Genomic DNA, 25,278 nt, shown 5'->3' on the forward strand with positions numbered 1-25,278 from the left:
GCTGAATGCATTGTTCATTCTGTGAGTCAGGCTGTTGTTGGACCCTTGCACGGTTTGTGGCAGTGACCGCGGTATAGTCGGGGGATTGTTTGATTCGACGATAGCGGAGCGTGTATGTCGACTGATGTGTCTCATTCCTCGACCGGGGCTTTGGCCGAGAACCCAACCGGGCAGCCAGCAGAATTGTGGCAAGCCTTGCCGACGGTTGATCCTCATTGTTTTGCGTGTGGTGCCCATAACGATCAGGGCCTGCACATGACGTTCGCCACCAATGGCAAGCAAATACGTTCGCAAGTGGTGATCCCGGAGCATGTGCGCGGTTGGAGCAATCTGGCCCACGGTGGTGTGACCACCACCATTCTGGATGAAACCATGGCCTGGGCCTGTATCTACTTCCTGCATCAGTTTCCACTGACGCGAGACATTCAGGTGCGTTTTAAAAAGCCGGTGTATGTGGGCGATCAGTTGTACGCGATTACCACGCTGGAAAGCCTGGATGAACGCCGTCGCAAATTGATCATTCAGGGGCAGCTGTTTAACCAGAAGGATGAGTTGGTAGCGACTGCTACCGGGGATTTTGCGCCTTTCACGCCAGAGCAGTTCGCTACCATGGATCTGGTGCCGCAAGCCGATCTGGATCAGCTGACGGCGATGTTCTCGGGGGCGGCCCCGGGCATGCCTGAGTGATTTAGAAAGTATCAGACCGCACCGCCGGTCTCGGTCTTATGAGGCAAACCCAGTAAGAGAAGCCCAGTAAGGGAAGCTCAGCAAGGGAAACCCGGGCCAGGACCGGCGAGTGTTCAAATTGGCTGGCTGTTTGGATACTGTCCACTAATCAAAACAGCCAGAATAATCAGAACAAGCGGCCCAACAGGCTGGTTTGTTTCTTCAGTTGTAACTTCAGCTTGCCGGTGGAGTGGTGGCTCAGCTCGTCAAAGTGGTCGCGAATAAAGTCGCTGCTGCCGGACATTTTGATGGTACGTTCCTGCAAGCTACGGAACGACGCTGACCACAAACACTTGGGATGCCATTCGGTGTCTTCTTCACCAAAACTCAACGGCCCCATGTTGGCTTCGTCCATAAATTCGATGTGCAATGAAATGCGTGGTTTGAACGAATTCACCACCGAGCTCACCCGGCTTTCTACTTGCCAGTGGCCGTCGTCGTGAATGGTCAGATCGGTATGGTGGTGAATGGCACCACGAATGCTGAATTGTTCGAATACAAAAACGTGTTGGTGCGGTTGCACCAAAGCCTGGGGTGAATTCATTGCTGCGCTCCTGCTTGCCTGTCGTCCGCTGATGGCGGATGTTCCTGTGAAAATAGACGGGATTAAACCCCGATTGGTTTCAGCCAGCTTTCGAACCACGTCTCAGATTCGGACGGTTTTCTTAATGATCTGTAAAACTGCGCCGATTGTCACGAACCCGTGATCCGGTTTCTGTGCCCCGTCAGGCCCGAAAATAACTTTCTGATTCATAAGTGAGCAGTTATCTGAGGCAAGCGCCGGATTGTTGAAAAGCACTCCAAAAGAATAGCGCCGTGCAGGTGTAACAGGAAGGTGGCGAGTGTAGGGAATGACGGATCTGTCAGGTTGAAATTTTTCAGATCGTCAAACAGAAGTATGCTTGGTTCTTGAACGGGATATGGCAGGAACGCTGATACTGTTCTGAGAGGAGGGGAAAGCAGTATCAGCGTTGGGCCGAACCAGGGGTCTTCAGAGGGTTTAGAACAGACGGGCCAGCAAGCCGGGCTGTTTTCTGAGCTTCAGCTTCAGTTTTCCGGTTGAGCGTTGGCTCAGTTCATCAAAGTGGTCACGAATAAAGTCGCTGCAGCCCGACATCTTGATGGTGCGATCCTGAAGCTTGCGGAAAGCAGAAGACCACAGGCACTTGGGATGCCACTCTATGTCATCGCCGCCAAACTCCAGCGGGTCCATATTAAATTCGTCCATAAACTCCACATGAACGGAGATGCGCGGTTTGAAAGAACGCACGACGGATGTGATGTGACTTTCAACCTGCCATTGGCCGTCCGGGTGAAGTGTCAGGTCGGTGTGGTGGTGGATAGCCCCACGAATACTGAATCGATTGAAAACCAACACATGCTGGTGCGGTTGTTCCAGCGCTTGAGGTGAGTTCATTGCTGCGCTCCTTGCTGTTTTTAATCGTGTTACCCATGTTTCTGAATAACCAGTCGGGCTGGCTGTGACGGGCTTCGGAACCTTCTTTTGGCGGCTCTGAGCCTGGCTTCAGGAACGTCTTTCGAGGCCGGGATTGAGCGTCTCCTGAAGCGATGAAAAATATTCTAGGTTTTTCGCAAAGCCGATGTAACGGACCTGAAAAGAATCATTTACTGTTTTGTCTGACGAAATAAATTTCGTTAAAAAGGCGGGTTTTCTGAGCGCTGAAAATGGCAAATAGCGGGTTTTTGCGGCTGTTTTTACATGACATGCAGTCGTATTGGTCCACCCACCTTAACGATCACCCGTTTAATTTATTGCTGGCTTAATTTGTCATTTTTTGAGCCGAATTTTATTTTGCATTTCAGTGGGGTAATCAGGCTCTAAAGCGGTGGATTGTCACCATTGCGATAGCCTAAGTTGCGGCTCCAAAGTGATGGTGTTTCAAGCCTGGGGTAAGGGGGAATCGGACAGGACAAAGGTTCACGAGAAGACAACTATCAGGCCGTGAGATAAATAAATAGCGAGAGAGTAGGTAGAAGGCGCAGGCCGCGAGAGGGTAAGACGCAGGGCTTTTCAGAGGCACAAAAAAACCGGGCGAATGTGCCCGGCTCTTTTAAATCACGCTGACAGCAGCGACTGCTGCCATGTGTCTTTCCCGCACAGATCCGTGTAAGACAGGCCTGTGCAGGACATAGCTCTGAATGATCAGGCTACGCTGTTGACCGCGGCAACCACGTTTTCAACAGTGAAGCCGAATTCCTTGAACAGGTCAGCGGCAGGTGCAGACTCACCAAAGGTTTCCATACCCACGATGGCGCCGTTCAGGCCAACGAACTTGTACCAGTAGTCCTTGTGCAGGGCTTCAACCGCCACACGGGCCGTTACGGAAGCTGGCAGTACGGATTCGATGTAAGCGGCGTCCTGCTTGCAGAACACTTCGGCACACGGCATGGAAACCACGCGCACTTGCTTGTCGGTGATGGCCGCAGCGGCGTCCATGGCCAGACCCACTTCGGAACCGGTGGCGATGATGATGGCGTCCGGAGTACCTTCACAGTCTTTCAGGATGTAAGCACCCTTGGCTACGTTGGCCAGCTGTTCGGCGTCACGTGCCTGGTGAGGCAGACCCTGACGGGAGAAGATCAGCGCAGACGGGCCATCGGCACGTTCAACAGAAGACTTCCAGGCAACCGCAGATTCCACGGTGTCACATGGACGCCAGGTTTCCAGGTTTGGCGTGTTACGCAGGCTCGCTACTTGCTCAACCGGCTGGTGAGTCGGGCCGTCTTCGCCCAGACCGATGGAGTCGTGGGTGTAAACGAAGATAGCGCGCTGCTTCATCAGGGAAGCCATACGTACGGCGTTACGGGCGTATTCCATGAACATCAGGAAGGTGGCACCGTAAGGTACGAAGCCCTTGTGCAGTGCAATACCGTTCATCATGGCGCTCATACCGAATTCACGTACGCCGTAGAACAGGTAGTTGCCGGATGCGTCGTCAGCGCTAACGCCCTTGGCACCGGACCACAGGGTCAGGTTGGAGCCAGCCAGGTCGGCAGAGCCGCCCAGGAATTCTGGCAGCAGTGGGCCGAAAGCATTCAGGGTGTTCTGGGATGCCTTACGGGAAGCCACCACGTCGCCCTTGGCCTGACACTCTTCGATGTAAGCTTGTGCCTTGGCAGCGAAGTCGGCAGGCAGGTCGCCTTTCATACGACGTTCGAATTCAGCGGCCAGCTCTGGGTAAGCAGCGGCATAAGCGGCGAACTTGTCGTTCCAGCTCTGCTCGGCAGCGGCACCCTTGTCCTTTGCGCTCCAGCCTTCGTAAACGTTGGCTGGTACTTCGAATGGACCGTGTTCCCAACCCAGACGCTCGCGGGTCAGTTTGATTTCGTCGTCACCCAGTGGTGCACCGTGACAGTCTTCCTTGCCTTCCTTGTTCGGAGAGCCAAAACCAATGATGGTCTTGCAGCAAATCAGGGTCGGCTGGGTGGTGTTTTCACGGGCGGTTTCGATGGCCATCTTGATCTCTTCAGAGTCGTGACCATTCACATTGCGGATAACCTGCCAGCCGTAGGATTCAAAACGTGCTGGGGTATCGTCGGTGAACCAGCCTTCTACTTCACCGTCGATGGAGATGCCGTTGTCATCGTAGAACGCAACCAGCTTACCCAGACCCAGAGTACCGGCCAGAGAGCAGGCTTCGTGGGAAACACCTTCCATCATGCAGCCGTCGCCCATGAATACGTAGGTGTAGTGGTCAACGATGTCGTGACCGTCGCGGTTGAACTGGGCAGCCAGTACTTTTTCAGCCGCCGCCATACCGACACCGTTGGCGATGCCCTGACCCAGAGGACCGGTAGTGGTCTCAATGCCTGGGGCATAACCGTACTCAGGGTGGCCCGGTGTCTTGCTGTGCAGCTGACGGAAGTTTTTCAGGTCGTCGATGGACAGCTCGTAGCCGCTCAGGTGCAGCAGTGAGTAGATCAGCATGGAGCCGTGACCGTTGGACAGGATGAAGCGGTCGCGGTCAGCCCATTCCGGGTTGTTCGGGTTGTGCTTCAGAAAGTCGTTCCACAGCACCTCGGCAATATCTGCCATGCCCATTGGGGCGCCTGGGTGGCCGGATTTTGCTTTCTGGACAGCGTCCATGCTCAAGGCGCGGATAGCGTTCGCCAGTTCGGTACGAGAGGTCATTTTTGACTCCTGAATGTCGGATTATTTAAGCAGGCTTCAGAGTAGTAGACGGGGTAGTGGAATGCGGGCTTTTGGCCGGAGCACATTGCACTGCCTGAAAGGCTGCGCATTGTCGCTCAGAGCCGCACTCAGGGCAATGCCCAAAGTACCGCCCAGCTAACCTGTATTTCCTGCGTGTTCTGATTGTTTTGCATACATGCTAGCGCACTGTGCACTGCCACGCCGATGCAATGGCGCAGATCTTCTATACTCAAATCACAAAGCAGCAACACCCCGCAGGTAAATTCCGCAGCGTTCATTGGTTCTGTGGGATAAATGCTGCCTAATTTCCAACACCGGAGACGCTGTGCCCGATTACGACAGCTTGCTGAAGCGCTACGAGCGCGAAAAATCTGCACGATTAAAAGCAGAGTCGATTCTGGCGGAGAAAAGCCGTGAGCTTTACGACCGCTCGGAAGAGTTGCGCAAGCTTACGGTGAACCTGGAAGAAAAAGTCGTTGAACGCACTACTGAGCTCTCCATCGCACGGGACGAAGCCCTGCGAGCCGCACGCGCCAAGGCCGACTTTCTGGCTCATATGAGCCATGAAATACGCACCCCTCTGAACGGCGTACTGGGCATGTTAACCATGCTGTCGGAAACCCGCCTCGACAACCAGCAACAGCAACTGTTAATGACTGCCTCGCAGTCGGGCGAGCACCTGCTTGGCATCATTAACGACATCCTCGATTTCAGCAAAATCGAAGCGGGCATGATGACACTGGAGCATGCGGCGGTGCCGTTGCGCGGCATGCTGGAAGACATTGTCTCTTCAATGAAAGGTATGGCCGATCAGAAACAGCTGGCGCTGACGCTCGATATAGACACCGACTTGCCTACCGCGCTGATGCTGGATGCCCTGCGGGTTCGACAGGTGCTGCTGAACCTGATTTCCAACGCCATCAAGTTTACCCAACGAGGGTCCGTCAGACTGCACGCCAGCCGTCGTAAGCAATGGCTGGATATTGAGGTTGCCGACACCGGCATGGGCATACCGGACGCCGTCAAGGACAGCATTTTTGATGCCTTCAATCAGGCCGACTCGACCATCAGCCGACGCTTTGGCGGCACCGGTCTGGGCCTGAGCATTACCCATAAACTGGTGCGCATGATGGGGGGCACGGTGTCGGTTCGTAGCGAGATGGGCAGCGGCTCAACCTTTACCGTGTCATTGCCGATCGAAGAAGCCATCGCCAGACAGTCCAGTAAAGGCAGCCCCCACAGCAACGCCAGCCTGAAAGGGTTTCGGGTGATGCTGGTAGAAGACAACGAGGTAAATCAGGTAATTGCCCGTCATATGCTGGAAAAGCTTGGGGTAAAAACCTTTGTGTGCAGCGGTGGCCAGCAGGCGATTACCGCCCTGATCAACGATGGCGTCAGCGTTGATCTGATTCTGATGGATTTACAAATGCCCGGCATGAACGGCTATGAAACCACCCACCGAATCCGCCAGATCAGCCCGGAATTTGAAAACCTGCCAATCATTGCCATGACTGCTCATGCCACCGATGGGCACCGCCAGGAAAGCATGGTGCAAGGCATGGACGAGCACATATCCAAGCCGATCAAACTCGACCGGTTGGGGAGTATCCTGCGTGACTTCCTGATTACCGATCCCGCGGCTCCGACGCCACCGCAAGACTCAACAGACACCATGACATCCGCCCAGGTCAACCAGCAGCTCACCGCCATGCTGCAATGGTTGGGCAAGGATTTATTAAGAGTGGAAGACATTGCCCGTCAGTTGCAGCAGGCCAAGGTGCCTGAGTCTGAGCGCAAGGACGTCGCAACCATATGCGAACTGGCACTCGACTTTGACCTTGATGGGCTGGAGCTGGAATTGACTCGCAAGTTACAAACAGGAAGAACCCATGACTGACATCACCCGGCTACTCATGATCGGCGACAGCAGCGATATTCAACGGCTGCTATCGCACCTGCCTGACGACCGATTTTCCTTGCAGTTGTGCCAGCCGGATGCGCCGCTGCAGCCTCAACTGGCCGACGCCGACCTGGTGGTGATCGCCCTTGACCCAGGCCCGGAAAGTGGCTTTGCCAAATGTCGCGAGGTGAAAGCGGAACAGGCCGATGTACCGGTGGTGTTTATGTCCAACCACTGCAGCACCGATGACATACTGCAAGGTTATGACGCCGGCGGTCAGGACTTTATCAAGTTACCCGTTGAAAAAGCGCTGCTGGCCAAGCGGTTGGACACCACCCGCCAGCAGGCATCAGAGCTGAAAAACCTGCGTACCGGCTATCAGGAAGTCTCGCAAATGGCGATGTCGGCACTCAGCAACGCGGCAGATATTGGCATCATTCTGAACTTTGTACGGGAAGGCGTGAAAGCACCCAATCAGCAAGTGCTGGTGGAGCGCATGACCAAAACCATCGCCCAGTATGGCCTCAGTGGCATGGCCCAGGTGCGTTCCGGTGGCGAGTGTTGGAATGCTTCCACCAGCGAGCAGTTGGCACCCATGGAAGAACAGCTGCTGGAACGGGTGCACATGATGGAACAGCGCATTATTCAGCTGGAATCCCGCATGATCATCAACTACGACTACGTCACCATCTTTGTGAAAAACCAGCCCATCAGTAACCCCGGCCGGGAAGGGGAACTGCGCGACTATTTAACGATTCTGGCTGAAAACGCCAACGACCTGATCCAGAAAATTCGTGATGACCTCGCCATCGCCGAACAGCGTTTATGCCTGGTGATGGATGCCCTGAAAGACGGCCAGAAAGCTATGGGCGATATTCAGAAGTATCAGGAAAAATACAAAAACGACAGCATGCAATTGATGAACACGCTGGTGCATGAAATCGAAGAAGAATTCAATCGTCAGGACCTGACCCAGGAGCAGGAAGCCGCGCTGACCGAAATCGTTCAACGTAAGCTCAACGAAGCGCTGGAACTGGCCGAAAGCGGCCTTAACCTGGACCAACAGCTGGGCCGAATCACCAGCAACCTCGACGAGCTGACGCGGTCGTTTTAACTCTGGCGGCAAGGCTGTTATCTGTGGCTCCGTACTATCACTGCCAGCACCACCAGAAACAGCAGTGTGGTCGACACTGGCAGCACCAGCCAGACTCCGGTGACCCCAAGCCATTGCGGCAATACCAGAAAGAAAGGGATTTGCACGGCGATGTTACCCACCGAAATCAGCAGCGAGCGTCGGCCCTGATCCACCGCCTGAAAGTACACCGAAGCAAGCACCAGCAGGCCATCAAACAGCATCGCGAACAGGTGCAGGTACATGCCGTTGCGAGCGACTTCGGTCAACTCCGGGTTGTGTTCGGAAAACAGGCTGATCAGCCATTCCGGCGCGGCGTACACCAGCGCGGTCCAGCCAATGCCACTGATTACCAGCACCCGAATTGCCATATCGCGCATGCGGTTCTGCAACTGCAGCAGACGGCTGCCGTGGTAGTAGCTCACCAGTGGTTGCATACCATTGGCGACCCCCTCAGAGAGAAAGTAAAACAGCATCATGATGTAACCGGCAATCGCCAGGGCGGCGACGTCGATGGCGCTGCCGTAATGCATCAGCAGGGCGTTATGCACGCTGATATCGACACCGGCGTAAATGTACATCACAAAGGTGGAGGCTCCCAAAGCGCAGATGCGGCGGCTGAATTCGAGGTCGGGTTTCATTAGTGACAGCTGCAATTGCAGGCGCTGGCTGTGACGTAAAAAGTAATACCCGGCGCCCGCCAGTGCAGCGGCCTTGGCAAAGATGCTGGCCAGCGCGGCACCGGCAACGCCCTGGTCGAGCACCGCAACAAACAACCAGTCGAACAGCAGGTTTACCAGCGCACTGATCCCCATGATCAGGGTCGAGATCATCGGGCTGTTGTCGTTGCGCACCATCATGGCCAATGCGATGGCAATCAGGTTGATCACACATCCAGCGGCAAAAACCTCCGAATACAGCAGTGCCATATCGGCCACTGCGCCGCTGGCTCCTTGCCATTGCAGTACGGTCTGGTCGATAGCGATCACCAGCACGCCGCACAATGGCCCCAGTAACAGCGCCAGTCCGGCGCTGCGGTTAAGGATACGGTTGCATTGCTGCCAGTCGCGGCGACCACGGGCAATCGACATCAGGCTGCCACCGGCAGCGCCAATCATCAGGCCAATACCAATCACCAGACAGATCACCGGCCAGGTCAGTGTGATGGCCGCCAGCCCTTCATAGCCGACATGACTGCCAACAAAGGCGGCATCGACCAGCTCGTTGACGCCATTGACCAGCAAGGCGCCAATCGACGGGATGGTGTAACGCCAGAACTCCCGCCGCAACTCGGCATCACTGGCATCTGCACCAGGGTGATGTTCGCCCGGATGATGTTGTGCATCGGCGGCGCTATTTTCTGTGCCAGCAACATACACAGCAGCGCCGCTGACGGGGTCAACGGCGCTGCTGGTTGCGGTGTGCTGGTTTAAATGGGTTGGTGGCGTCATGCGCTGGCCAACTGTGAGGTTGCTGGCGGCGAATCGGCTGCCGCTACCCGTTTGGCGGCCGAACGCTTGGTCAGTAGCGAGCTGGTGATGGCCACGCAGGTCACCAACAGGATCACCATGGTCGATAGCGCGTTGATTTCCGGTTTAACGCCCGTTCGAATCTCCGAGAACACCCGCATCGGCAACGTGGTAATGCCGGGTCCGGTGGTGAAGGTGGTGACCACCAGATTATCGAGCGACAGCGCAAAGGCGAGCAGGAAGGCCGCCACAATGGCGGGTAAAATAGCCGGCAGCGTGGCGTGGAAAAACGCCATGACCGGACCGCAGCCAAGGTCGCGGGCGGCTTCTTCGGTGGACATATCAAACTCGGCCATACGGGCCGTCACAATCACCGACACAAAACACATGGCAAAGGTGGTGTGGGCAATGATCACGGTCATAAAGCCCCGCTCAACGCCCATGGCAATAAACAGCAGCAACAGCGCGAGTCCGGTAATCACCTCTGGCAGCACCAGCGGTGCGATGGTCATACCCACAAACAGCGAACGTCCCTTGAACTTGCGCATGCGGGTCACCACCAGGCTGATCATCACGCCCAGAATGGTGGCCAGCACCGACGACACCAGCGAGATGCGCAAGGTGGTCCAGGCCGGGCCCCAGTAGTTGCCGTCGGTAAACAGCTTTTCGTACCAGCGCAGCGACGGATGTGACCACAGGGTGATCATTTCGGAATCGTTGAAGCTGTAAATCACCAGTACCAGAATCGGCAGGTACATAAAGGCCAGCCCCAGGGTCAGCGAGGTGATGCCAAACCAGCTCAGGTGTCGGTTCATGTTATTTCTCCTCGTTGCGGTTGCTGAAGAACTGGTACAGCACGATGGGTAACACCAGTACCAGCATCAGCAATACCGAAATAGACGCCGCCAGCGGCCAGTCGCCATTGGAGAAAAACTCGTTCCATAACACCCGTCCAATCACCGGCGTCGAGGCGTTGCCCAACAGGCTCGGCACAATGTATTCACCGGTTACCGGCACAAACACCAGAAAGGCACCAGCCAGCATACCCGGTCTGCTAAGTGGCAGAGTGACTCGGAAGAAGGATTCTATGTGACTGCAGCCCAGATCACGGGAGGCTTCGTAGACACTGTTATCGAGCTTCTCTAACGTGGCGTAGACAGGGAAAATCATCAGTGGCAGGTAGGCATACACCAGTCCCAGATACACCGCAAAGTCGGTATTGAGCATCTGAATCGGGGAGTCGATGACCCCCAGTGACAAGAGGATGTTATTCACTACGCCCTGATTTCCCAGCAGCACGATCCAGGCGTAGATACGAATCAGGAATGAGCACCAGAAGGTCAGGTTGATGGCCATGATAAAGCGTGTTTTCCAGTGCATCGGTGATGAGGCAATGGCATAGGCGATCGGGTAGCCCAGCAGCAAACACAGCAGCGTGGTGGTCAGCGCCATTTGCACGCTGTTGAGGTAGGACGACAGATAAACGTCGTCTTCCAGCACTATGGCGAAGTTTTCAAAGTCGAGCTGGGTCAGGTAATTCCAGACTCCAGCCAGCCCATCATTGGTGCTCAGCACCGGGCTGTAGGGTGGGATAGCAATGACCGGATCGGACAGCGAGATGCTCATCACGATCACGAACGGAATCAGGAAAAACAGCATCAGCCAGGTATAGGGAATACCGATCAGCAGGTTGCGTCGAGAGATGGGTAAGTTCATAACAAGTCTCCGCTTAGCGATCCAGCAACTGGCCGTCTTGCGGATACCAGGACACCCAGACATTATCGTCTTCGGCAAACCGTTCGCTGCCAAAGCGCTGGCTGTTGGTCATCTGCACCAGCACCCGCTGATCCAGACCGACATCGACGTAGTAGGTCGACAGGTTGCCCAGATAGGCAACTTCGTCGATGCGGCCGCGCAGGTAGTTGGAGCCATCGTCGACCCGATCCTTGCTGACCGCCATTTTCTCGGGCCGCACGTTCAGGTATCTGGCATCAGGGGCGGCAATGCCAGGTTGTGGTAAGGCATTGAGTGATTGGCCGGAGACTTCTAGGGTGAAGTCCAGTGCGCTGGAACCTGCGGCGGTGACGGAGCCGGTGAAGATATTGGTGTCGCCGACAAATTCAGCGACATAACGACTGGCCGGAGTCTCATAGGTGTCGATTGGAGGGGCCACCTGCATCAGCTTGCCGTGATCCATGATGGCAATGCGGCTGGCGACGGTCATGGCTTCTTCCTGATCGTGGGTCACAATCACAAAGGTGGTGCCCAGACGGTGCTGGATATCCATCAGTTCCAGCTGGGTTTCGCGGCGCAGCTTTTTGTCGAGTGCGCCCATGGGTTCGTCCAGTAACAGCATTTTCGGGCGGCGGGCCAGTGATCTGGCCAGGGCGATACGCTGGCGCTGGCCACCGGAGATCTGGTGCGGCTTGCGCTTGGCCTGGGTGGTCATTTGCACCAGCTGCAGCATTTCTTCCACGCGGCTGTCGATCTCACCTTTCGGCAGCTTCATGCGTTTCAGCCCAAAGGCAATGTTCTGCTCCAGTGTCAGGTGCGGAAACAGCGCATAGGACTGGAACATCATATTCACCGGGCGCTTTTCCGGCGGCATTGGCACCATGTCCTCGCCATTCAGCAGAATTTCGCCGGCGGTTGGGGTTTCGAACCCGGCCAGCATGCGCAGCAGGGTGCTCTTGCCGCAGCCGGAAGGGCCCAGCAGGGCGAAAAATTCACCCGGATAGATTTTCAGGGACAAATCGCCAATGGCCGTGAAATCACCGTATTGCTTGGATACCGAGCGGATTTCAACCAGTGGGGTCGCCTGTGCATTGGTCCACGGTGTGGATGTTTCTGACCCGACTGCGGGTGCTTCTGATAAAGCCAACATTCGGAGGCCCTCGCTATGTTTGTAATGAAAGCGGCCAGGCCGCTTTATTTTTTCCCTGTATTCCGGTTCGGGTTTTACTAATCGAGGAATATTTCCTGCTATTCCGGAATTACATCCTATAATCAATAGTAGAATACATTCTGTATTTTTGGGGAATACCTATTCGGGTATAGAGAGCAAAAGATTTGTAATCATTGACCGAAAAGAATCCATGCAGTCCGGCTGCTGGCTGCATAAATACAGCGGGGGTTTATTCTTTGGTTAATAGAGTGAGCGGGATTACAGCGATTCTTTTGTATTTGAAATCCGAAAGTGGGATCAAAAAAAGGGGGCCCAAATGGACCCCAAAGCACGAAGAACATCCGTTTCACAACGGACAATGCCGGTATGCACTATAAAGAACCCATGGGGGGCATTGCGGTAGTTGGCAATACGTTCAGGGTTCTTATACCGGCATTCTTGTGACCAGGAGAATGGCTGGAGCCGGTGCTTGGCTCCAGTGACTGACGCTTTGAAATCCACCGGCCCCCTCTGGCCACCGGCAGTTTTCAAAGGCCCCATGCTCCTAGTGCAGCAAGTCGGTATAGGCGTTGATCGCCAGTACGAAACGACTACCGGTATCGCCGGTATTCGGATCTTCAAAGTTGGAGTCGAAGGCACGCAGGTCAACCGACCAGATACGGTCAAACTGATGGGTCAGCCCCAGGTCCCAGTTCAGCTCGGTGCCGGATTGCAGTTCCACTTCGTAGCCACCGCCAACGTCGAGGGTGCTGCGCTTGTTAACGGCTTCTTCCTTGCCGGACACGCTCCAGCCGTTACCCAGGTCGTATTTAAAGCGCGCTGTGAAAACCTGGTTGTCGAAGAAGGTGTCATGCTTAACGCCCAGACCCATGCTGAGCTTGCGGGAGACGTCATAATCCAGGTTTACGAACGCGGCTTCGCCGAAGTAGGCCGTCTTGTCGTAGTTGTAGACCCAATAGCTGGTGTCCAGATGCAGGCCATCCAGCAACATGCCGCGGTAACCCATGAAGTAGTCGTATTCCCACTTGTTGCCGTCAACATCAACGATGCCGTTGGCGGCCCAGCCACCGACGTACAGGCCAAACGGGAAGTTATATTCAATAAAAGGCTGCAGTGAAGACTGGTTACCACTGAGGCTGACACCACCAATCATATAGTTACTGGCGGCAGTGACACCGGCAATCAGCAGGCCTTCCGGAGGCATACCGAATTGTGGTGCCTCACCGTCGGCCGGTGGCATTTCCTCTGCAAACACAGGCTGGCAGGCCAGGGTTGCCAGTGAGGCCGCGAACATCAATTTTTTCAGGTCTTTCATGACATCTCTCCAATGGCCAAATCCGTTTGGATATGGCGTGTTATATGCCCAGCTATTCGGAATGTAGGCATAGCAATGCCATGCTTGCTATATCTGCATGCCGTAATCGGGCTTCCTGTGGTGGCTGTAATATCAGCCGGTCGTGCCTTTATCAGTACTGCTGAATAACTCGCTATTCGTTTTTATATGTCGATGGATATCGATTTTTATTGTCAGGTGTTGGTCGTTTTGAGCCGGATATCGATGACGCTATATACCGTCATCGATATCGTGCCGTTGTTGCCTATTTTTGTGGATTCATGACCGGGTTGTAGACCATGCGGGTCCACCACTGGCGCTTGTTGGCGTCGGGATCGAAGATCAGTGACGTCTCGCTATCCAGTCGCAGCATGGGTCGCATGCCTTCGTTATAGAGTGGCCACCGTAGCGCGGAGGTATTCGGGCCAGGTGCAGGGGTTCCGTAGTGGATGAAGTTGATCACCCGTGAGCAGAACTCGTTGGACAGACGTTCGCGCTCAATACGTTTTTCCTCGCTGTCGGCGGTGCCAATGGAATCCGCCGCGGCCTTGTCGTTGGGACGGCCAAAGAAGAATGGCAGCTCCGCCGAGTGCATGGCCTTGAGGGTATCGTTCACTTCCCAGTCGAAGCGGTACATCCACACCTTGTTACCGCGTCTTACCAGCTCTTCAGCAAACCAGGTTTGCGGGAATACAAAGCCGCAGTCGCTCATGATGGTGACGGCCAGTTCGCCTTCACTCATATCCGGGTGAAACTTGCGATAGGCTTCAACCATTTCGGCTTTTGGCTTGTCGCCAAGGTTGCCGAAGTTGTCGACCATTTTCTGCGCTGGCCAGTTGAGCATGTCTTCTTCCATGATCAACCACAGGCCGGCTTCGTAGTTGGTGTAGCCAATCATCACGTCGATGCCGTCGACCATACCATTACGAATGGCGCGGAACGGTTCGTGCGGGGCAAAGCTGCCATCGTCGCAGGGGTAGAACATGCCGTCGAGGTCGAAGATCAGATCGGCGTCAGCGCTGTTTTCACTCAGACGCTTGAACAGCTCGTTGGCCGGGGCGTCGCGCAGCGCAGCGAAGTCCGGGTAATCCAGCCGCTCAAGCAGCTCACGGGCAATGCGCTGGGAGTAGCGTTTGTCGTGACGGGACATGCGATCCACGTTCTCGCCAAAGCCGCATGGCCCTTTGACGTTACTCATGATGATGGCGCGCTTGATGCGACCTTTCAGCTTGCCACTGGCCAACAGCCAGCTGATGTCCATGCCACCGGCGGATTCGCCGGCCAGGGTGATGTTATCCGGGTCGGCACCAAAGGCTTCGGCGTTGTTGATGATCCATTCCACCGCCATCAGCTGATCGCGCAGACCATTACAGGAAGAGCCCCGGTATTCGTCGCCACCCAGTTCGCTGACGTCCATAAATCCCAGTGGCCCAAGGCGGTAATTCAACGAGGCAAACACCAGATTGCCCTTGGCCGCCAGCGCAGCACCGTTGTACATGCCGCTGCGGCTGCCTTCCAGGTGGTTGGCGCCACCATGAATCCAGATAAACAGCGGGCGCTTGCCGATCATTGGCTGGTTCGGCTTCCAGACGTTGACGGTCAGGCTGTCTTCCGAACCCAGGTAGCACTGGCCTTTTGGCAGTGGCTCATCGATGAAGTCGTTCATCGGAATATCCGGCCAGGTCACCTGCATGGACGCCGGACTGAAGCGGATAGCTTCGCGGGTTTCGGTCCATGGTTTCACCGGCACGGTGGGTTTGAAGCGAAGTTCACCAATCGGTGGCTGGGCATAGGGAATGCCCAGGTAAGCAGACAAATCCTCGTCCTGCAGTACACGGCCAACGACTGGGCCGGACGTGGTGTTCACTACGTCGGCATATTGTATTTCAGACATACGTTCCTCAATTCACAGGGCAAGCCGCTCCCCCCGTCAGGCCAGATGGTTACTGGCACGGTGGCAGTCACAGTGATGGTCACTGGCAGGGGAATGGCGCGCGGCGTTGCCGTTATCTGCGAGCGGGGCTAACCCCCGCGGTCAGGTTTCAGGTTATTCGGCGCTGCGGAATTGCGCCCATTTACGGTTAAGGTAGCGGCTGTTGCGGTCGGTCTGGGCCGAACCGGAGAACAGCTTGGCCATGACCTCGGCGGGTGGATACAGGATGTCGCTGTTGGCCATTTCGTCTGGCAGCAGTTCACGGGCACCCATCACCGGGGTCGGGAAGCCGGTTTGCTTCGACATATAGGCAGCCACTTCCGGCTCCAGCATGTAGTTCATAAAGGCATTGGCGGCTTGCGGATTAGCGGTGCCTTTCGGAATGGCGATGGTGGTCAGCCAGGCCATCGAGCCTTCTTGCGGAATCACGTAGTCCAGCTGCACGCCGTTGTTAACGCGGTCGGCGTTCATCTGGGCGCGGATCACATCACCGGACCAGCCCAGTGCTGCACAGATCGCACCGTTGGCCAGTTCAGAGCCGTATTTACCGGCGTCGAGGAATACATACGGACGGATCTTGTAGAGAGTTTCCATCACGGTATCGACGGTTTGCTTGTCGAGGTTGGTTGGGTCGAGGCCCAGATAATTGGCAACCACAGGCACCACGTCGGTGGCGGAATCGACCATATAAAAGCCGCACTGTGACAGCTTGCTGGCGTATTCCGGCTTGAAGAACAGATCCCAGCTGTTGAGCGGGGCGTTATCCATTTGCTGGCTGATCATGGCCTTGTTGAGACCCATACCGGTGGTGCCCCAAGCGGCAATGGAGGCATATTCCAGCGTCGGATCGGCTACTTGCAGCAGCTTCAGGACGTCGGGGTCGACCTTGCTCATGTTCGGAACCTGCTTGGGGTCGTACTTCTGCATTGCGCCAACCTTGATCTCGCGTTGCAGGAATGGCACCGCCGTCGGGATGGCAATGTCGTAGCCCTTGGCCCCAGCCAGCAACTTGGTTTCCAGCATTTCGTCGGAGTCGTAGTTGTCTTCCCGCACCTGATAGCCGGTTTGTTCAGTGAAGTCACCGAGGACCTTGCTGTCGAAAATGCCTGCCCAGGTATAAAGGTGCAGTTCCTGCTCCGCTGCGTTGACTGTGGTGGCGGCAACCAGCGCGGATGCCAGCAGCAGGGAGGATGTCGCGGTGTTCAGTACGTTCATATCAGCCTCGTTCCTTCGTTACAGGGTTGCCGTCTCAGGCACCAAAAACGCGGTGAATGGAAATAATCAGGTTGTGCTCGTCGTAGTCATCAACGGTGCCGATGAAAACGTTGTTGTTGAGCCATTCGTACTTGCCCTTGGGGGCAAAAAAGCGCGGCGTGGTGCGCAGGTAATGACCGTCGGCGGAGTGGTCGTTGGCTTCCGCCTTGCGCCAGATACCGCGGTTATCGATGGCGATCACTACGCCGTCGTCGGTTTCCATGCGATACACCGCGTGTAATTCATGAACACCGTCGCTGCGTTCCAGTGAAATATCGGCACCGCTCGGGATTACCCGACCAGTCAGGCCATCAGGGCCAATAAAACGGCCGCCAATAATGGGATAATTGCGGCGGAAACCATCGTGGGTTTCGCCAATGACTTCTTCTGCGCCAATTTCCACGTACAAGCGAAACGACAACTCCACTTCATAGCGGTGGGAGTCGTCCGCAGCGGTCAGGCGTTTTTCGATATCCGGGGTCATTTGATAATCTTCCACGATCGATTAAAATTAAAAAGTAGAACCTGTTCTGGTTTTAAAAAGTAGAACACATTCTTTTTTTCGTAACAAGGCGGCAAAGCGGGACAAAATATGACGGCAGCACCAGGCAAGGTGGCCAAAGCTGACAAAGCAGGTCAAGAAAGCAGCAATTCGGCAAAATCCGCCGCAGCCACCCCAAAAATGGGCAAACGCGAAGCCAATGCGCTGGCAATTCGTCGCAAGATTCTGGATGCAGCCCGTGAGTTGATTTCAGGAGAAGGCTACGAAGCGGCGACCATTACCCGCATTCGCAAGCAAGCCGGGGTATCGATCGCGACCTTCTATAATTACTTCGAATCCAAGCAGTCGGTGCTGCTCGGTTTGCTCGACGATGAGCAACAGAATTCGGTAGAAGCCGTGGCCAGTGCCACCCAGGCCAATATTGAAGATCCTGTCGACTTTATGCTCAGCATCATTCTGGCGGCACTGCAGCCAGCCGATGAGACGCTGGATAAAGTGCTGTGGCGGGAGATTCTGGCGGCGTCGTTACTGCTACAGAACGACGAGGAACGGGTCGAAGGGCTGGGTTCCGAACGGGCCTTTTACAGCCAGCAGACGGTGGTCGCTATGCAACGACTGATAGACAGCGGTAGCCTCAAGGCAGAGTGTCCGCTCGACAAGATCGCCGACATCCTGTTCTGTATTACTGCGCACGAGTTTCAGGAATACGTCAGCGGCCAATACGAAGGCAGCGTGACGCTGGAAGGTCATTTGCGCTCGATGCTGGAAACCCTGATCGGTCCCTGGCTGATCAAATAGTCCGCCAAATAGCGCGGGCTAAAATCCCACCGCCATTAAAAGGGGAGTTGTCGATGTTTATTGAATCCCTGTTGCCGGATCTCTACGGAGCTGCCCAGCAGCCACAGCAATGGCTGCCAGTACTGGATCAGCTGAAACAGCAGGCCGGTGCTGCCAATGTGGCGGTGCAGTTGTTCCAGCGCAATGGCGATCGCCTGACCGAAACCTGGACTGCCCGCGACAGCGCCTCGACCGACATGTCGGAGTGGCACGATCAGGTGGTCAACAACGCCGACAATCCGCGTCTTGATGCCAGCTATCTGGTCGACCTGCCGCCGGTGGTGGTGTATCACGAACCGGACAGCAGCCCCCACGAACCGGAAGACTTCCGCTTGCTGCGCGAGCGGCTTGCGATGATCGGGCTGGGGCGCTCAATCAGTGTCACCATGGATCTTGGTGCCGACAGTTACCTCAGCATGATTCTGCATCGACCGCTGGAGCGAAACATTTGCTTCGATACCGACACCGCGGAACTGTTAACCCGGCTGGCCCCGCACCTGCGCCAAACCGTCAGCCTGCAACAGCAGCTGGGTCAGTTACAGCAACAGCAGCAATTGCTGACAGGCACCCTCAACAGCATGAAATCCAACACCATTTTGCTGGCCTCGAATGGTCGGGTGGAGTGGTTCAATCAGGCCGCTTGCCAATTATTGGAACAATCGCCGTTATTGCAGCTGCAACATGGTCGGCTGCGTTGTCGTTACAACAGTGATCAGCAGCGTTTGCAGCAACTGCTTGAGCGGGCAGCAACAATGGGAGAAGCAGAGGCAAAAGACAACTTCAGTCGTCTCGATGGCGGTGGCGGTGACCCTTTGTATGTGCGGGTGCGGCGACTGCCACAAACACCGTTGGCTTGTATCAGTAATGAACCGGTATTGCTGCTGAACCTGAGTGATGGTGATGATCTGGCGCTGAATCAGTCGGGTATCCAGCAAGATGTGATTTGCAGTGTGTTTGGTCTGACACCTGCCGAAGCCCGCTTGACCGAGTCGCTCTGTCATGGTTTCAGCCTGCAGGATCATGCCGATTTGTATCAGGTCAGTGTGGGCACCTGCCGCATTCAACTGAAAAGTATTTTTTTCAAACTGGGCATCAACCGGCAAGCCGATCTGGTCAGTCTGATTACCCGCACGGTGGCAGCTCTGGGTTAATTGGCTGTCTGAATCTAACGGCCGTTACTTTTTTGCACGGCCCTTTTCCACTACCTTGCTCAATTCTTTGTCCAACTTTGGCAACTGGCTGTCAGGTCGTTTTAAGCCAGCGCTGTGCACATATCCCATTTGGGATAAGAGCTTGCGATAGTGGCTTTCTAACATCGGTTCCAACGTTAACCCGCTGCCTCTGAAGGCGGCACGTATGGAGCTTCCCATGCCGATCATCAATAGCAAACCCCTGCTCGGCGCTGCCGCTGCAGTTGCCTTGTCCCTGCCGGTTTACGGCGTTGAACTGAACCCGATTGTGGCCAGTATCGGTGCCGAATCCTCAGTGCCTGTCGCGATCCAGAATGCCCGCTGGCACATGAACGACAAGGGCGTAAATACTCTGACCTTCCGTTCCATGGATACCCTGTTCACTACCCGTAAAGTGGCTCGTTCCGGTCAGGTAACGCCACTTGAGAAAAACGAACAGCCGCTCGACTTCAAGTACGAGTTCAATGGTCAGCAGCTGGACCCGGCCGATTTCCTCGACCGTACCTACACCAACGCCATGCTGATCATGAAAGACGACAAGATCGTTTACGAGAACTACCTCAACTACAGCAAGCCGGACACCACCTTTATGGGTTGGTCGATGACCAAATCCGTGGTTGCCATTCTGGTCGGTATTGCGGTCGATAAAGGCCTGATCAAGGACATCGACGCCGACGTTACCAAGTACCTGCCTGAACTGAAAAAAGGCGCCTATAAGGGCGTGACCATCCGTCAGGTGCTGGAAATGCGTTCCGGTGTCGATTACGAGGAAAGCTACGACTTCGCCAAGCCGGGCATCGCAGCCACCAACCACGTAGAAGCCCTGGTCAAGAACGTGGTGCGTTTTGTGGATGTGGCCAAAACCATCAAGCGTGCCCACAAGCCGGGTGAAGTGTTTGCCTACAAAACCATTGATACCGCGGTACTGGGTTTGCTGCTGGAACGCGTAACCGGCCAGAAACTGGCGCACTTTATGGCCGAAAACCTGTGGGAACCATTAGGCGCAGAGCACGATGGCTTCTTCATCATGGACGGTGAGCCAGGTGTTGGTCGTGAATTCAGCGGTGCCGGTTTCAACGCCACCCTGCGCGACTTCGCCCGTTTCGGCAAAATGATGCTGCACGGCGGTGAGATTGATGGTCGTCGTATCGTTTCTGAAGAATGGGTAAAAGCGGCATCCAAACCAGCCGGTGATGAACATGAAGTGGTGGATTACGGCTACCAGTTCTGGACCGTATCTCACACACCAGCGTATTCCGCTATTGGTCTGCAGGGTCAGTTCGTGTTTGTTGATCCATCTACCAACACAGTGATCGTCAAGCTGAGCTACTTCCCGCTGGATGTGGATGAAGACATGCTGATGGGCGAAACCTTCGGCTTCTTTATGGCGGCTTCCCATTGGAAACCAGCCAAATAAGCATCGCTGACAGGCGATAGGTAAAACACCCGCTCCGGCTTCTCCGTCCGCAGCGGGTGTTTTTTCAACGACTCACTTCATACACCGCCATATTCACTGCCGATGCCAGGTTGAGCGATTCAATGGCGCCATTGCCGGCAATGGTGAAAGGGCTGACGTTGTAATCCTGCAGCTGTTCGCGTGGCACGCCGCGGGCTTCGTTGCCAAACAGGTAGGCATCAAAGCGTTGGAATACTGGTGAGCTGAGGGCATCGCCGTTCATGTCGAGGGTGGCGACGCGGTCGTGGCGTTGCATAAAGTCGTCCAGTGGCACGTCGAGTTCCATCGGCACATGGAAGATGGCACCCATGCTGGAGCGCACGACTTTGGCGTTGAACGGATCGACCGACTCCGGGCTCAGCACCAATTGCCAGCCGCCAAACCAGGCCAGCGTGCGCAAAATGGTGCCCAGGTTGCCCGGGTCCTGTACTTCGTACAGGTAGAGGCTTTTCAGATTCTGGTCGGTTTTGCTGCGGGCCTGTTTTTGCGCTTGCTGCTGGGCCAGTTTGCGGGTTTCTGCCATTGGTACCACCGCCACCATGCCTTGCGGTGATTTGGTGTCAGACAGCTGCGCCATCTGGCGTTCGCCAATCACGGTTTTGCGAAAGCGGGTGTCCCAGTTCTGGTTGGCTTCGGTAACAAAAATCTCCGCCTGGCTGATGGCGGTTTTTTCCAATTCCAGTAACAGGTGTTCGCCTTCGACCAGATAACAGCCGGTTTCGGTGCGGTATTTCTTCTGGTTCAGCTTTTTGGCGAGATCGACTTTCATGCAGGTGTCCGGCTGGTTTTCAAGCCGCCATTGTACGTGTCGGGATTGTTAGCTCAAAGCCGCAAATCAACCGTGGAAACCGTAAAAGTTGGAATTAACCCGCTAATCTGTTGCCCACACCCATTACACCCGTTCGTGAATGGGTCGTTGTTATTGCTCGTAAAAAACGTGCTGGTAGTGGCGGCTCTGGATCGGACTGCAACCGCAGAGAGGATTACTATGGCTCTTCGCAATGCCGTCCAGCTGATTTGTTACCCCGATCGCATGGGGTCCAACCTCAAGGACCTCAAGCAGGTTCTCGATACCCATTTCGCCGACGCCGTCGGTGGGGTGCACATCTTGCCGTTTTACCCCTCCAATGCCGATGCCGGCTTTTCGCCACTGACTCACCGGCAAGTGAGCCCTGAGTATGGCGACTGGGCCGACATTGAAGCCATCGCCGCCGACTACGATATTTGTGCTGATGTTACGGTGAATCATATTTCCGATGAGTCGAAAGAATTTCAGGATTATCTGCAGCACGGTAAAAAATCGGAGTTCGCCAGCCTGTTCGTCGACGTGGATGCCATGGGCGAGATCAGTCACGACGACCTGATGAAAATCCACATTCGCAAAGAGAAAGAGCCCTTCCGCGAGGTGACCTTTGCCGACGGCAGCAAGGGCCGGGTGTGGTGTACCTTCACCGAACACCAGATCGACCTGAATTACGAGGCCAAAGAAACCTACGACTACATTGCCAACACCTTCCGGTTTTTGGCCAGTAAGGGCGTCAAGCTGTTCCGCCTGGATGCTTTTGGCTACACCACCAAGCGCATTGGAACCAGTTGTTTTCTGGTCGAGCCAGACGTTTATCAGACCCTTGATTGGTGCAATCAGGTGGCCCAGAGTCTGGGGGCAGAAATTCTGCCGGAAGTGCACGATCACTCTTCCTACCAGTACGCCATCGGCCGCCGCAATATGCACCCGTACGGCTTTGCTTTGCCGCCTTTGATGCTGTACTCCTTGCTGGACGGCAACAGCGTGTATCTGAAGCACTGGCTGCGTATGTGCCCGCGCAACATGGTGACGGTTCTGGATACCCACGACGGCATCTGCATTCCGGATGTAGAAGGGGTGCTGCCGGACGAGAAAATCCGCATCCTGATCGACAACATCAATGACCGTGCAGCTGACCCGATTTTGCGGCGTTCGGCGGCCAATATTCACAGTGTGGGGGCTATTTATCAGCTCACCTGCACCTTCTACGATGCGCTGATGCAGAACGACGATGCCTACATCGCCGCCCGCACCATCCAGTTCTTCACGCCGGGCATTCCACAGGTGTACTACGTTGGTTTGCTGGCCGGTGAGAACGACCACGAATTGATGGAGCAAACCGGCGAGTTGCGCGACATTAACCGTCATTACTACAGCTTTGATGAAATCGACGAAGCGGTGCAAAAACCGGTGGTTCAGCGACTGCTAAAACTGATGCGCTTCCGCAACAGCCACCCGGCCTTTGATGGCCACTTTGAACTGAATTATTCCAACGACGCCAGTGTCGATATGGCATGGCGGCACGGCGAGCACTATTGTCGGGCCTTTGTGGATTTGCAGTTCAACACCGCCAGTGTCAGTAGCACCCGGGTGGCAGACGACGGTGAAACCTTGCTGCCGGGCATGGAGGAGTTCCGTGCCTGACGCGGCTCGTTGGACTGAGGCGGTGGGCACGTTACACTCTGCCCGCCGCCGGAGACTGACTTATGTGGACACAACGCACGCTGCAACTCAAACCCCGCAGCCGGGGTTTTCATTTGATAACCCGCGACATCGAAGCGGGCTTGCCCGAGCTTTCTGATATTCGTATTGGTATGCTGCAACTGTTTATCCAGCACACCTCGGCGTCGTTAACCATCAACGAAAACGCCGACCCAACCGTACGGCAGGACTTTGAATCCTGGTTTAACCGCGCGGTAAAGGAAGACGAGCCATACTACCTTCATAACTACGAGGGCAGTGACGACATGCCAGCTCACATAAAGGCCAGCTTGCTGGGCCACAGTGTGCAGATTCCGATCACCGACGGCGCGCTGAACATGGGCACCTGGCAGGGAATCTATCTGGGCGAGCACCGCGACCATGGCGGTTCCCGCCGCATCGTGGCCACCCTGCAAGGCCAGGGCTGGTAACAGAGCCTCCAGGATTCAAAACAACGCGGCCCCCGATCGCGCTAACCAACCATCGTGACGCACTTCACCCAATCAAAAGGTGACTGATGATTATTCGAGAACGCCCCAACGCCTTCGCCCTGTTGTTTGCCTGGCGGGGATCGGTTTTACCCAAAATTACGCCGTCGTTGGGGGCACTGCTGGTGTTTTCGTCGCTGGTGGTACTGTTGCATAACGACCATCTGGCCGACCTGTCGCACTACAGCGTGGCGCCGTTCACCTTGTTGGGGGTGGCGTTGTCGCTGTTTTTGGGGTTTCGTAACAACGCCTGCTATGAGCGTTGGTGGGAAGGCCGCAAGCAGTGGGGCAACATGGTGTCTGATGTGCGTTCGCTATCGCGCTCGGCCAAAATCCTGATGTCGGCTTACGCCGCGCAAGGGCTGATGAAGTGGTGCTGCGTGTATTACCACTGCCTGCGTTTGCAACTGCGCAACGGCAAATTGGAGTCCACCACGGTGATGAAAGAGCTGCCGCCCTGGTGCACCCAACGCATTCACCCGGACCAACTCGATCGGGTGTTGATTGCGCCCAACCCGGCCGATGCGGCGCTGCAACAAATGGCGCTGATCATCCGCAATGAGTTGCACCAGAAGCGGCTGGATACCCAGAGTGTACGGATTCTGGATGAACACATCGCCCGGCTGACCGCCGTACAAGCCTCTTCCGAACGACTGGCCACCACGCCGTTACCGTTTGCCTATTCCTTGCTGACTCATCGTACCGCTTATCTTTATTGCTTCCTGCTGCCGTTGGGGCTGGTTGGCAGCATGGGCTGGATGACGCCGCTGTTCAGCCTGATTGTAGCGTATGCCTTTCTGGGGCTGGATGCCTTGGGAGAAGAGCTGGAAAGTCCGTTTTCCGGCAGTCCCAATGCCTTGCCGCTGGAAGCCTTGTGCCGCGTAAACGATCGCTCACTGGCGCAGGCGCAAGGGGTGTCGGCACCGGAACTGTTGCAGCCGGAAGGACACATTCTGAACTGATGAGTATCGCTACTCGTCTGTATTCTCCGTTTTTGTTCGAGCGCTCTTTCCTACTTATTGGGTCAGCAGTTGTTCGACCCATTTGTGCGTGGCGATAAAAGCCGTACCCGTGAAACCGGTGGTCATGGACTGGGACTGGCCATCGTCAAACAAATCCTCGAACGCCATCAGGGCAGCGTTCATATTGAAGACAGCCCGCTGGGTGGCGCCCGCTTTGTGATGCGTTGGCCTGCCCAGCGCTGATCTTTCCCACAGGCAAGTGTCAGCAACTCCGTATTGTAAAAACCGAGCATGTTCCCATACGTAAGGACCCTCTGAAGAACTCTGCACAGCTCTCGGCTCTGGCTTCCTGCTTCGCCCTACCTCCTGCATCCATGCAGTCGTGCGCGAGTCCTGCAGGTTGTCAGAACAAGGCGGCGAATGCAGCGGAATGACGAACCTGTCCGGTCGAGTCTTTCCAAATTCGCCAACACCGTTCTGGCGGGCTGCAGGCCGCGCCCGAAGGGGATGG

Annotated in this window: 22 protein-coding genes; 10 read left to right on the forward strand and 12 right to left on the reverse strand. The window is 55.5% G+C overall.

Features of this window, described 5'->3' with window-relative positions:
- Positions 1–114: 114 nt before the first annotated feature.
- Entirely contained in the window at positions 115–687 is a 573-nt protein-coding gene (locus G516_RS0108405) for a PaaI family thioesterase (RefSeq protein WP_028293278.1), read from the forward strand.
- A 166-nt stretch (positions 688–853) separates the two neighbouring features.
- Here the strand turns inward: G516_RS0108405 and G516_RS0108410 are convergent, their stop codons facing one another.
- From G516_RS0108410 to tkt, 3 genes are all read right to left on the reverse strand, one after another.
- Positions 854–1,270: a hypothetical protein gene (locus G516_RS0108410; protein WP_028293279.1), complete on the reverse strand. Its 417-nt coding sequence runs from the start codon at positions 1,268–1,270 to the stop codon at positions 854–856.
- Positions 1,271–1,726: 456 nt separating this feature from the next.
- Positions 1,727–2,143, reverse strand: a complete 417-nt coding sequence (locus G516_RS0108420) for a hypothetical protein (protein WP_028293280.1) — start codon at positions 2,141–2,143, stop codon at positions 1,727–1,729.
- Positions 2,144–2,890: 747 nt separating this feature from the next.
- Positions 2,891–4,879, reverse strand: a complete 1,989-nt coding sequence (gene tkt / locus G516_RS0108425) for a transketolase (RefSeq protein ID WP_028293281.1) — start codon at positions 4,877–4,879, stop codon at positions 2,891–2,893.
- A 346-nt stretch (positions 4,880–5,225) separates the two neighbouring features.
- Between tkt and G516_RS21670 the strand changes: the two genes are divergently transcribed.
- Together G516_RS21670 and G516_RS0108435 are read left to right on the forward strand one after the other, a co-directional pair.
- Entirely contained in the window at positions 5,226–6,797 is a 1,572-nt protein-coding gene (locus G516_RS21670; protein WP_051219097.1) for an ATP-binding protein, read from the forward strand.
- Positions 6,790–7,914, forward strand: a complete 1,125-nt coding sequence (locus G516_RS0108435) for a PleD family two-component system response regulator (protein ID WP_028293282.1) — start codon at positions 6,790–6,792, stop codon at positions 7,912–7,914. The genes G516_RS21670 and G516_RS0108435 overlap by 8 nt, the downstream gene beginning before the upstream one ends.
- A gap of 17 nt (positions 7,915–7,931) precedes the next feature.
- Here the strand turns inward: G516_RS0108435 and G516_RS21675 are convergent, their stop codons facing one another.
- The 8 genes from G516_RS21675 to G516_RS21685 all read right to left on the reverse strand — a co-directional run bounded on the left by G516_RS21675 (position 7,932) and on the right by G516_RS21685 (position 17,310).
- Positions 7,932–9,383, reverse strand: a complete 1,452-nt coding sequence (locus G516_RS21675) for an MATE family efflux transporter (protein ID WP_084644954.1) — start codon at positions 9,381–9,383, stop codon at positions 7,932–7,934.
- Complete coding sequence (locus G516_RS21680) at positions 9,380–10,216, reverse strand: ABC transporter permease (RefSeq protein ID WP_051219099.1); 837 nt, start codon at positions 10,214–10,216, stop codon at positions 9,380–9,382. The genes G516_RS21675 and G516_RS21680 overlap by 4 nt, the downstream gene beginning before the upstream one ends.
- Before the next feature lies 1 nt (position 10,217).
- Positions 10,218–11,117, reverse strand: a complete 900-nt coding sequence (locus G516_RS0108450) for an ABC transporter permease (RefSeq protein WP_036535313.1) — start codon at positions 11,115–11,117, stop codon at positions 10,218–10,220.
- Between the two features lie 13 nt (positions 11,118–11,130).
- The gene (locus G516_RS0108455) at positions 11,131–12,285 is read right to left on the reverse strand and encodes an ABC transporter ATP-binding protein (protein WP_028293284.1); all 1,155 of its coding nucleotides are present in this window, start codon (positions 12,283–12,285) and stop codon (positions 11,131–11,133) included.
- Between the two features lie 565 nt (positions 12,286–12,850).
- Complete coding sequence (locus tag G516_RS0108460; RefSeq protein WP_028293285.1) at positions 12,851–13,621, reverse strand: TorF family putative porin; 771 nt, start codon at positions 13,619–13,621, stop codon at positions 12,851–12,853.
- 283 nt (positions 13,622–13,904) lie between these two features.
- The gene (locus G516_RS0108465; protein ID WP_028293286.1) at positions 13,905–15,533 is read right to left on the reverse strand and encodes a carboxylesterase/lipase family protein; all 1,629 of its coding nucleotides are present in this window, start codon (positions 15,531–15,533) and stop codon (positions 13,905–13,907) included.
- Positions 15,534–15,686: 153 nt separating this feature from the next.
- Positions 15,687–16,787, reverse strand: coding sequence for an extracellular solute-binding protein (locus tag G516_RS0108470; RefSeq protein ID WP_028293287.1), 1,101 nt, complete (start codon positions 16,785–16,787; stop codon positions 15,687–15,689).
- 34 nt (positions 16,788–16,821) lie between these two features.
- Positions 16,822–17,310: a DUF3237 family protein gene (locus tag G516_RS21685; protein ID WP_051219101.1), complete on the reverse strand. Its 489-nt coding sequence runs from the start codon at positions 17,308–17,310 to the stop codon at positions 16,822–16,824.
- A gap of 108 nt (positions 17,311–17,418) precedes the next feature.
- Between G516_RS21685 and G516_RS0108480 the strand changes: the two genes are divergently transcribed.
- The 3 genes from G516_RS0108480 (at position 17,419) to G516_RS0108495 (ending at position 20,772) form a co-directional block, all read left to right on the forward strand.
- Entirely contained in the window at positions 17,419–18,126 is a 708-nt protein-coding gene (locus tag G516_RS0108480) for a TetR/AcrR family transcriptional regulator (protein WP_028293288.1), read from the forward strand.
- Positions 18,127–18,179: 53 nt separating this feature from the next.
- Positions 18,180–19,316: a helix-turn-helix transcriptional regulator gene (locus G516_RS0108485; protein WP_028293289.1), complete on the forward strand. Its 1,137-nt coding sequence runs from the start codon at positions 18,180–18,182 to the stop codon at positions 19,314–19,316.
- Between the two features lie 217 nt (positions 19,317–19,533).
- Positions 19,534–20,772: a serine hydrolase domain-containing protein gene (locus G516_RS0108495; RefSeq protein WP_028293291.1), complete on the forward strand. Its 1,239-nt coding sequence runs from the start codon at positions 19,534–19,536 to the stop codon at positions 20,770–20,772.
- A 64-nt stretch (positions 20,773–20,836) separates the two neighbouring features.
- Here G516_RS0108495 and G516_RS0108500 read toward each other — a convergent pair whose 3' ends face one another.
- The gene (locus G516_RS0108500) at positions 20,837–21,580 is read right to left on the reverse strand and encodes a TrmH family RNA methyltransferase (protein ID WP_028293292.1); all 744 of its coding nucleotides are present in this window, start codon (positions 21,578–21,580) and stop codon (positions 20,837–20,839) included.
- Between the two features lie 219 nt (positions 21,581–21,799).
- Here G516_RS0108500 and gtfA point away from each other — a divergent pair, with 219 nt between their 5' ends.
- The 4 genes from gtfA to G516_RS25020 all read left to right on the forward strand — a co-directional run bounded on the left by gtfA (position 21,800) and on the right by G516_RS25020 (position 25,010).
- Positions 21,800–23,260 (forward strand): sucrose phosphorylase, encoded by a 1,461-nt coding sequence (gene gtfA, locus G516_RS0108505; RefSeq protein ID WP_028293293.1) that lies wholly within the window; start codon positions 21,800–21,802, stop codon positions 23,258–23,260.
- A gap of 62 nt (positions 23,261–23,322) precedes the next feature.
- Entirely contained in the window at positions 23,323–23,748 is a 426-nt protein-coding gene (locus G516_RS0108510; protein ID WP_028293294.1) for a secondary thiamine-phosphate synthase enzyme YjbQ, read from the forward strand.
- Positions 23,749–23,834: 86 nt separating this feature from the next.
- Positions 23,835–24,767 carry a bestrophin family protein gene (locus G516_RS0108515; RefSeq protein ID WP_028293295.1) on the forward strand — a complete coding sequence of 311 codons (933 nt, stop codon included), beginning with the start codon at positions 23,835–23,837 and terminating at the stop codon, positions 24,765–24,767.
- A gap of 69 nt (positions 24,768–24,836) precedes the next feature.
- Positions 24,837–25,010 (forward strand): ATP-binding protein, encoded by a 174-nt coding sequence (locus G516_RS25020; protein ID WP_281168012.1) that lies wholly within the window; start codon positions 24,837–24,839, stop codon positions 25,008–25,010.
- The last annotated feature ends 268 nt before the right edge of the window (positions 25,011–25,278 follow it).

It is taken from the genome of Oceanobacter kriegii DSM 6294, assembly GCF_000422845.1.
GTDB classification, from domain to species: domain Bacteria; phylum Pseudomonadota; class Gammaproteobacteria; order Pseudomonadales; family Oceanobacteraceae; genus Oceanobacter; species Oceanobacter kriegii.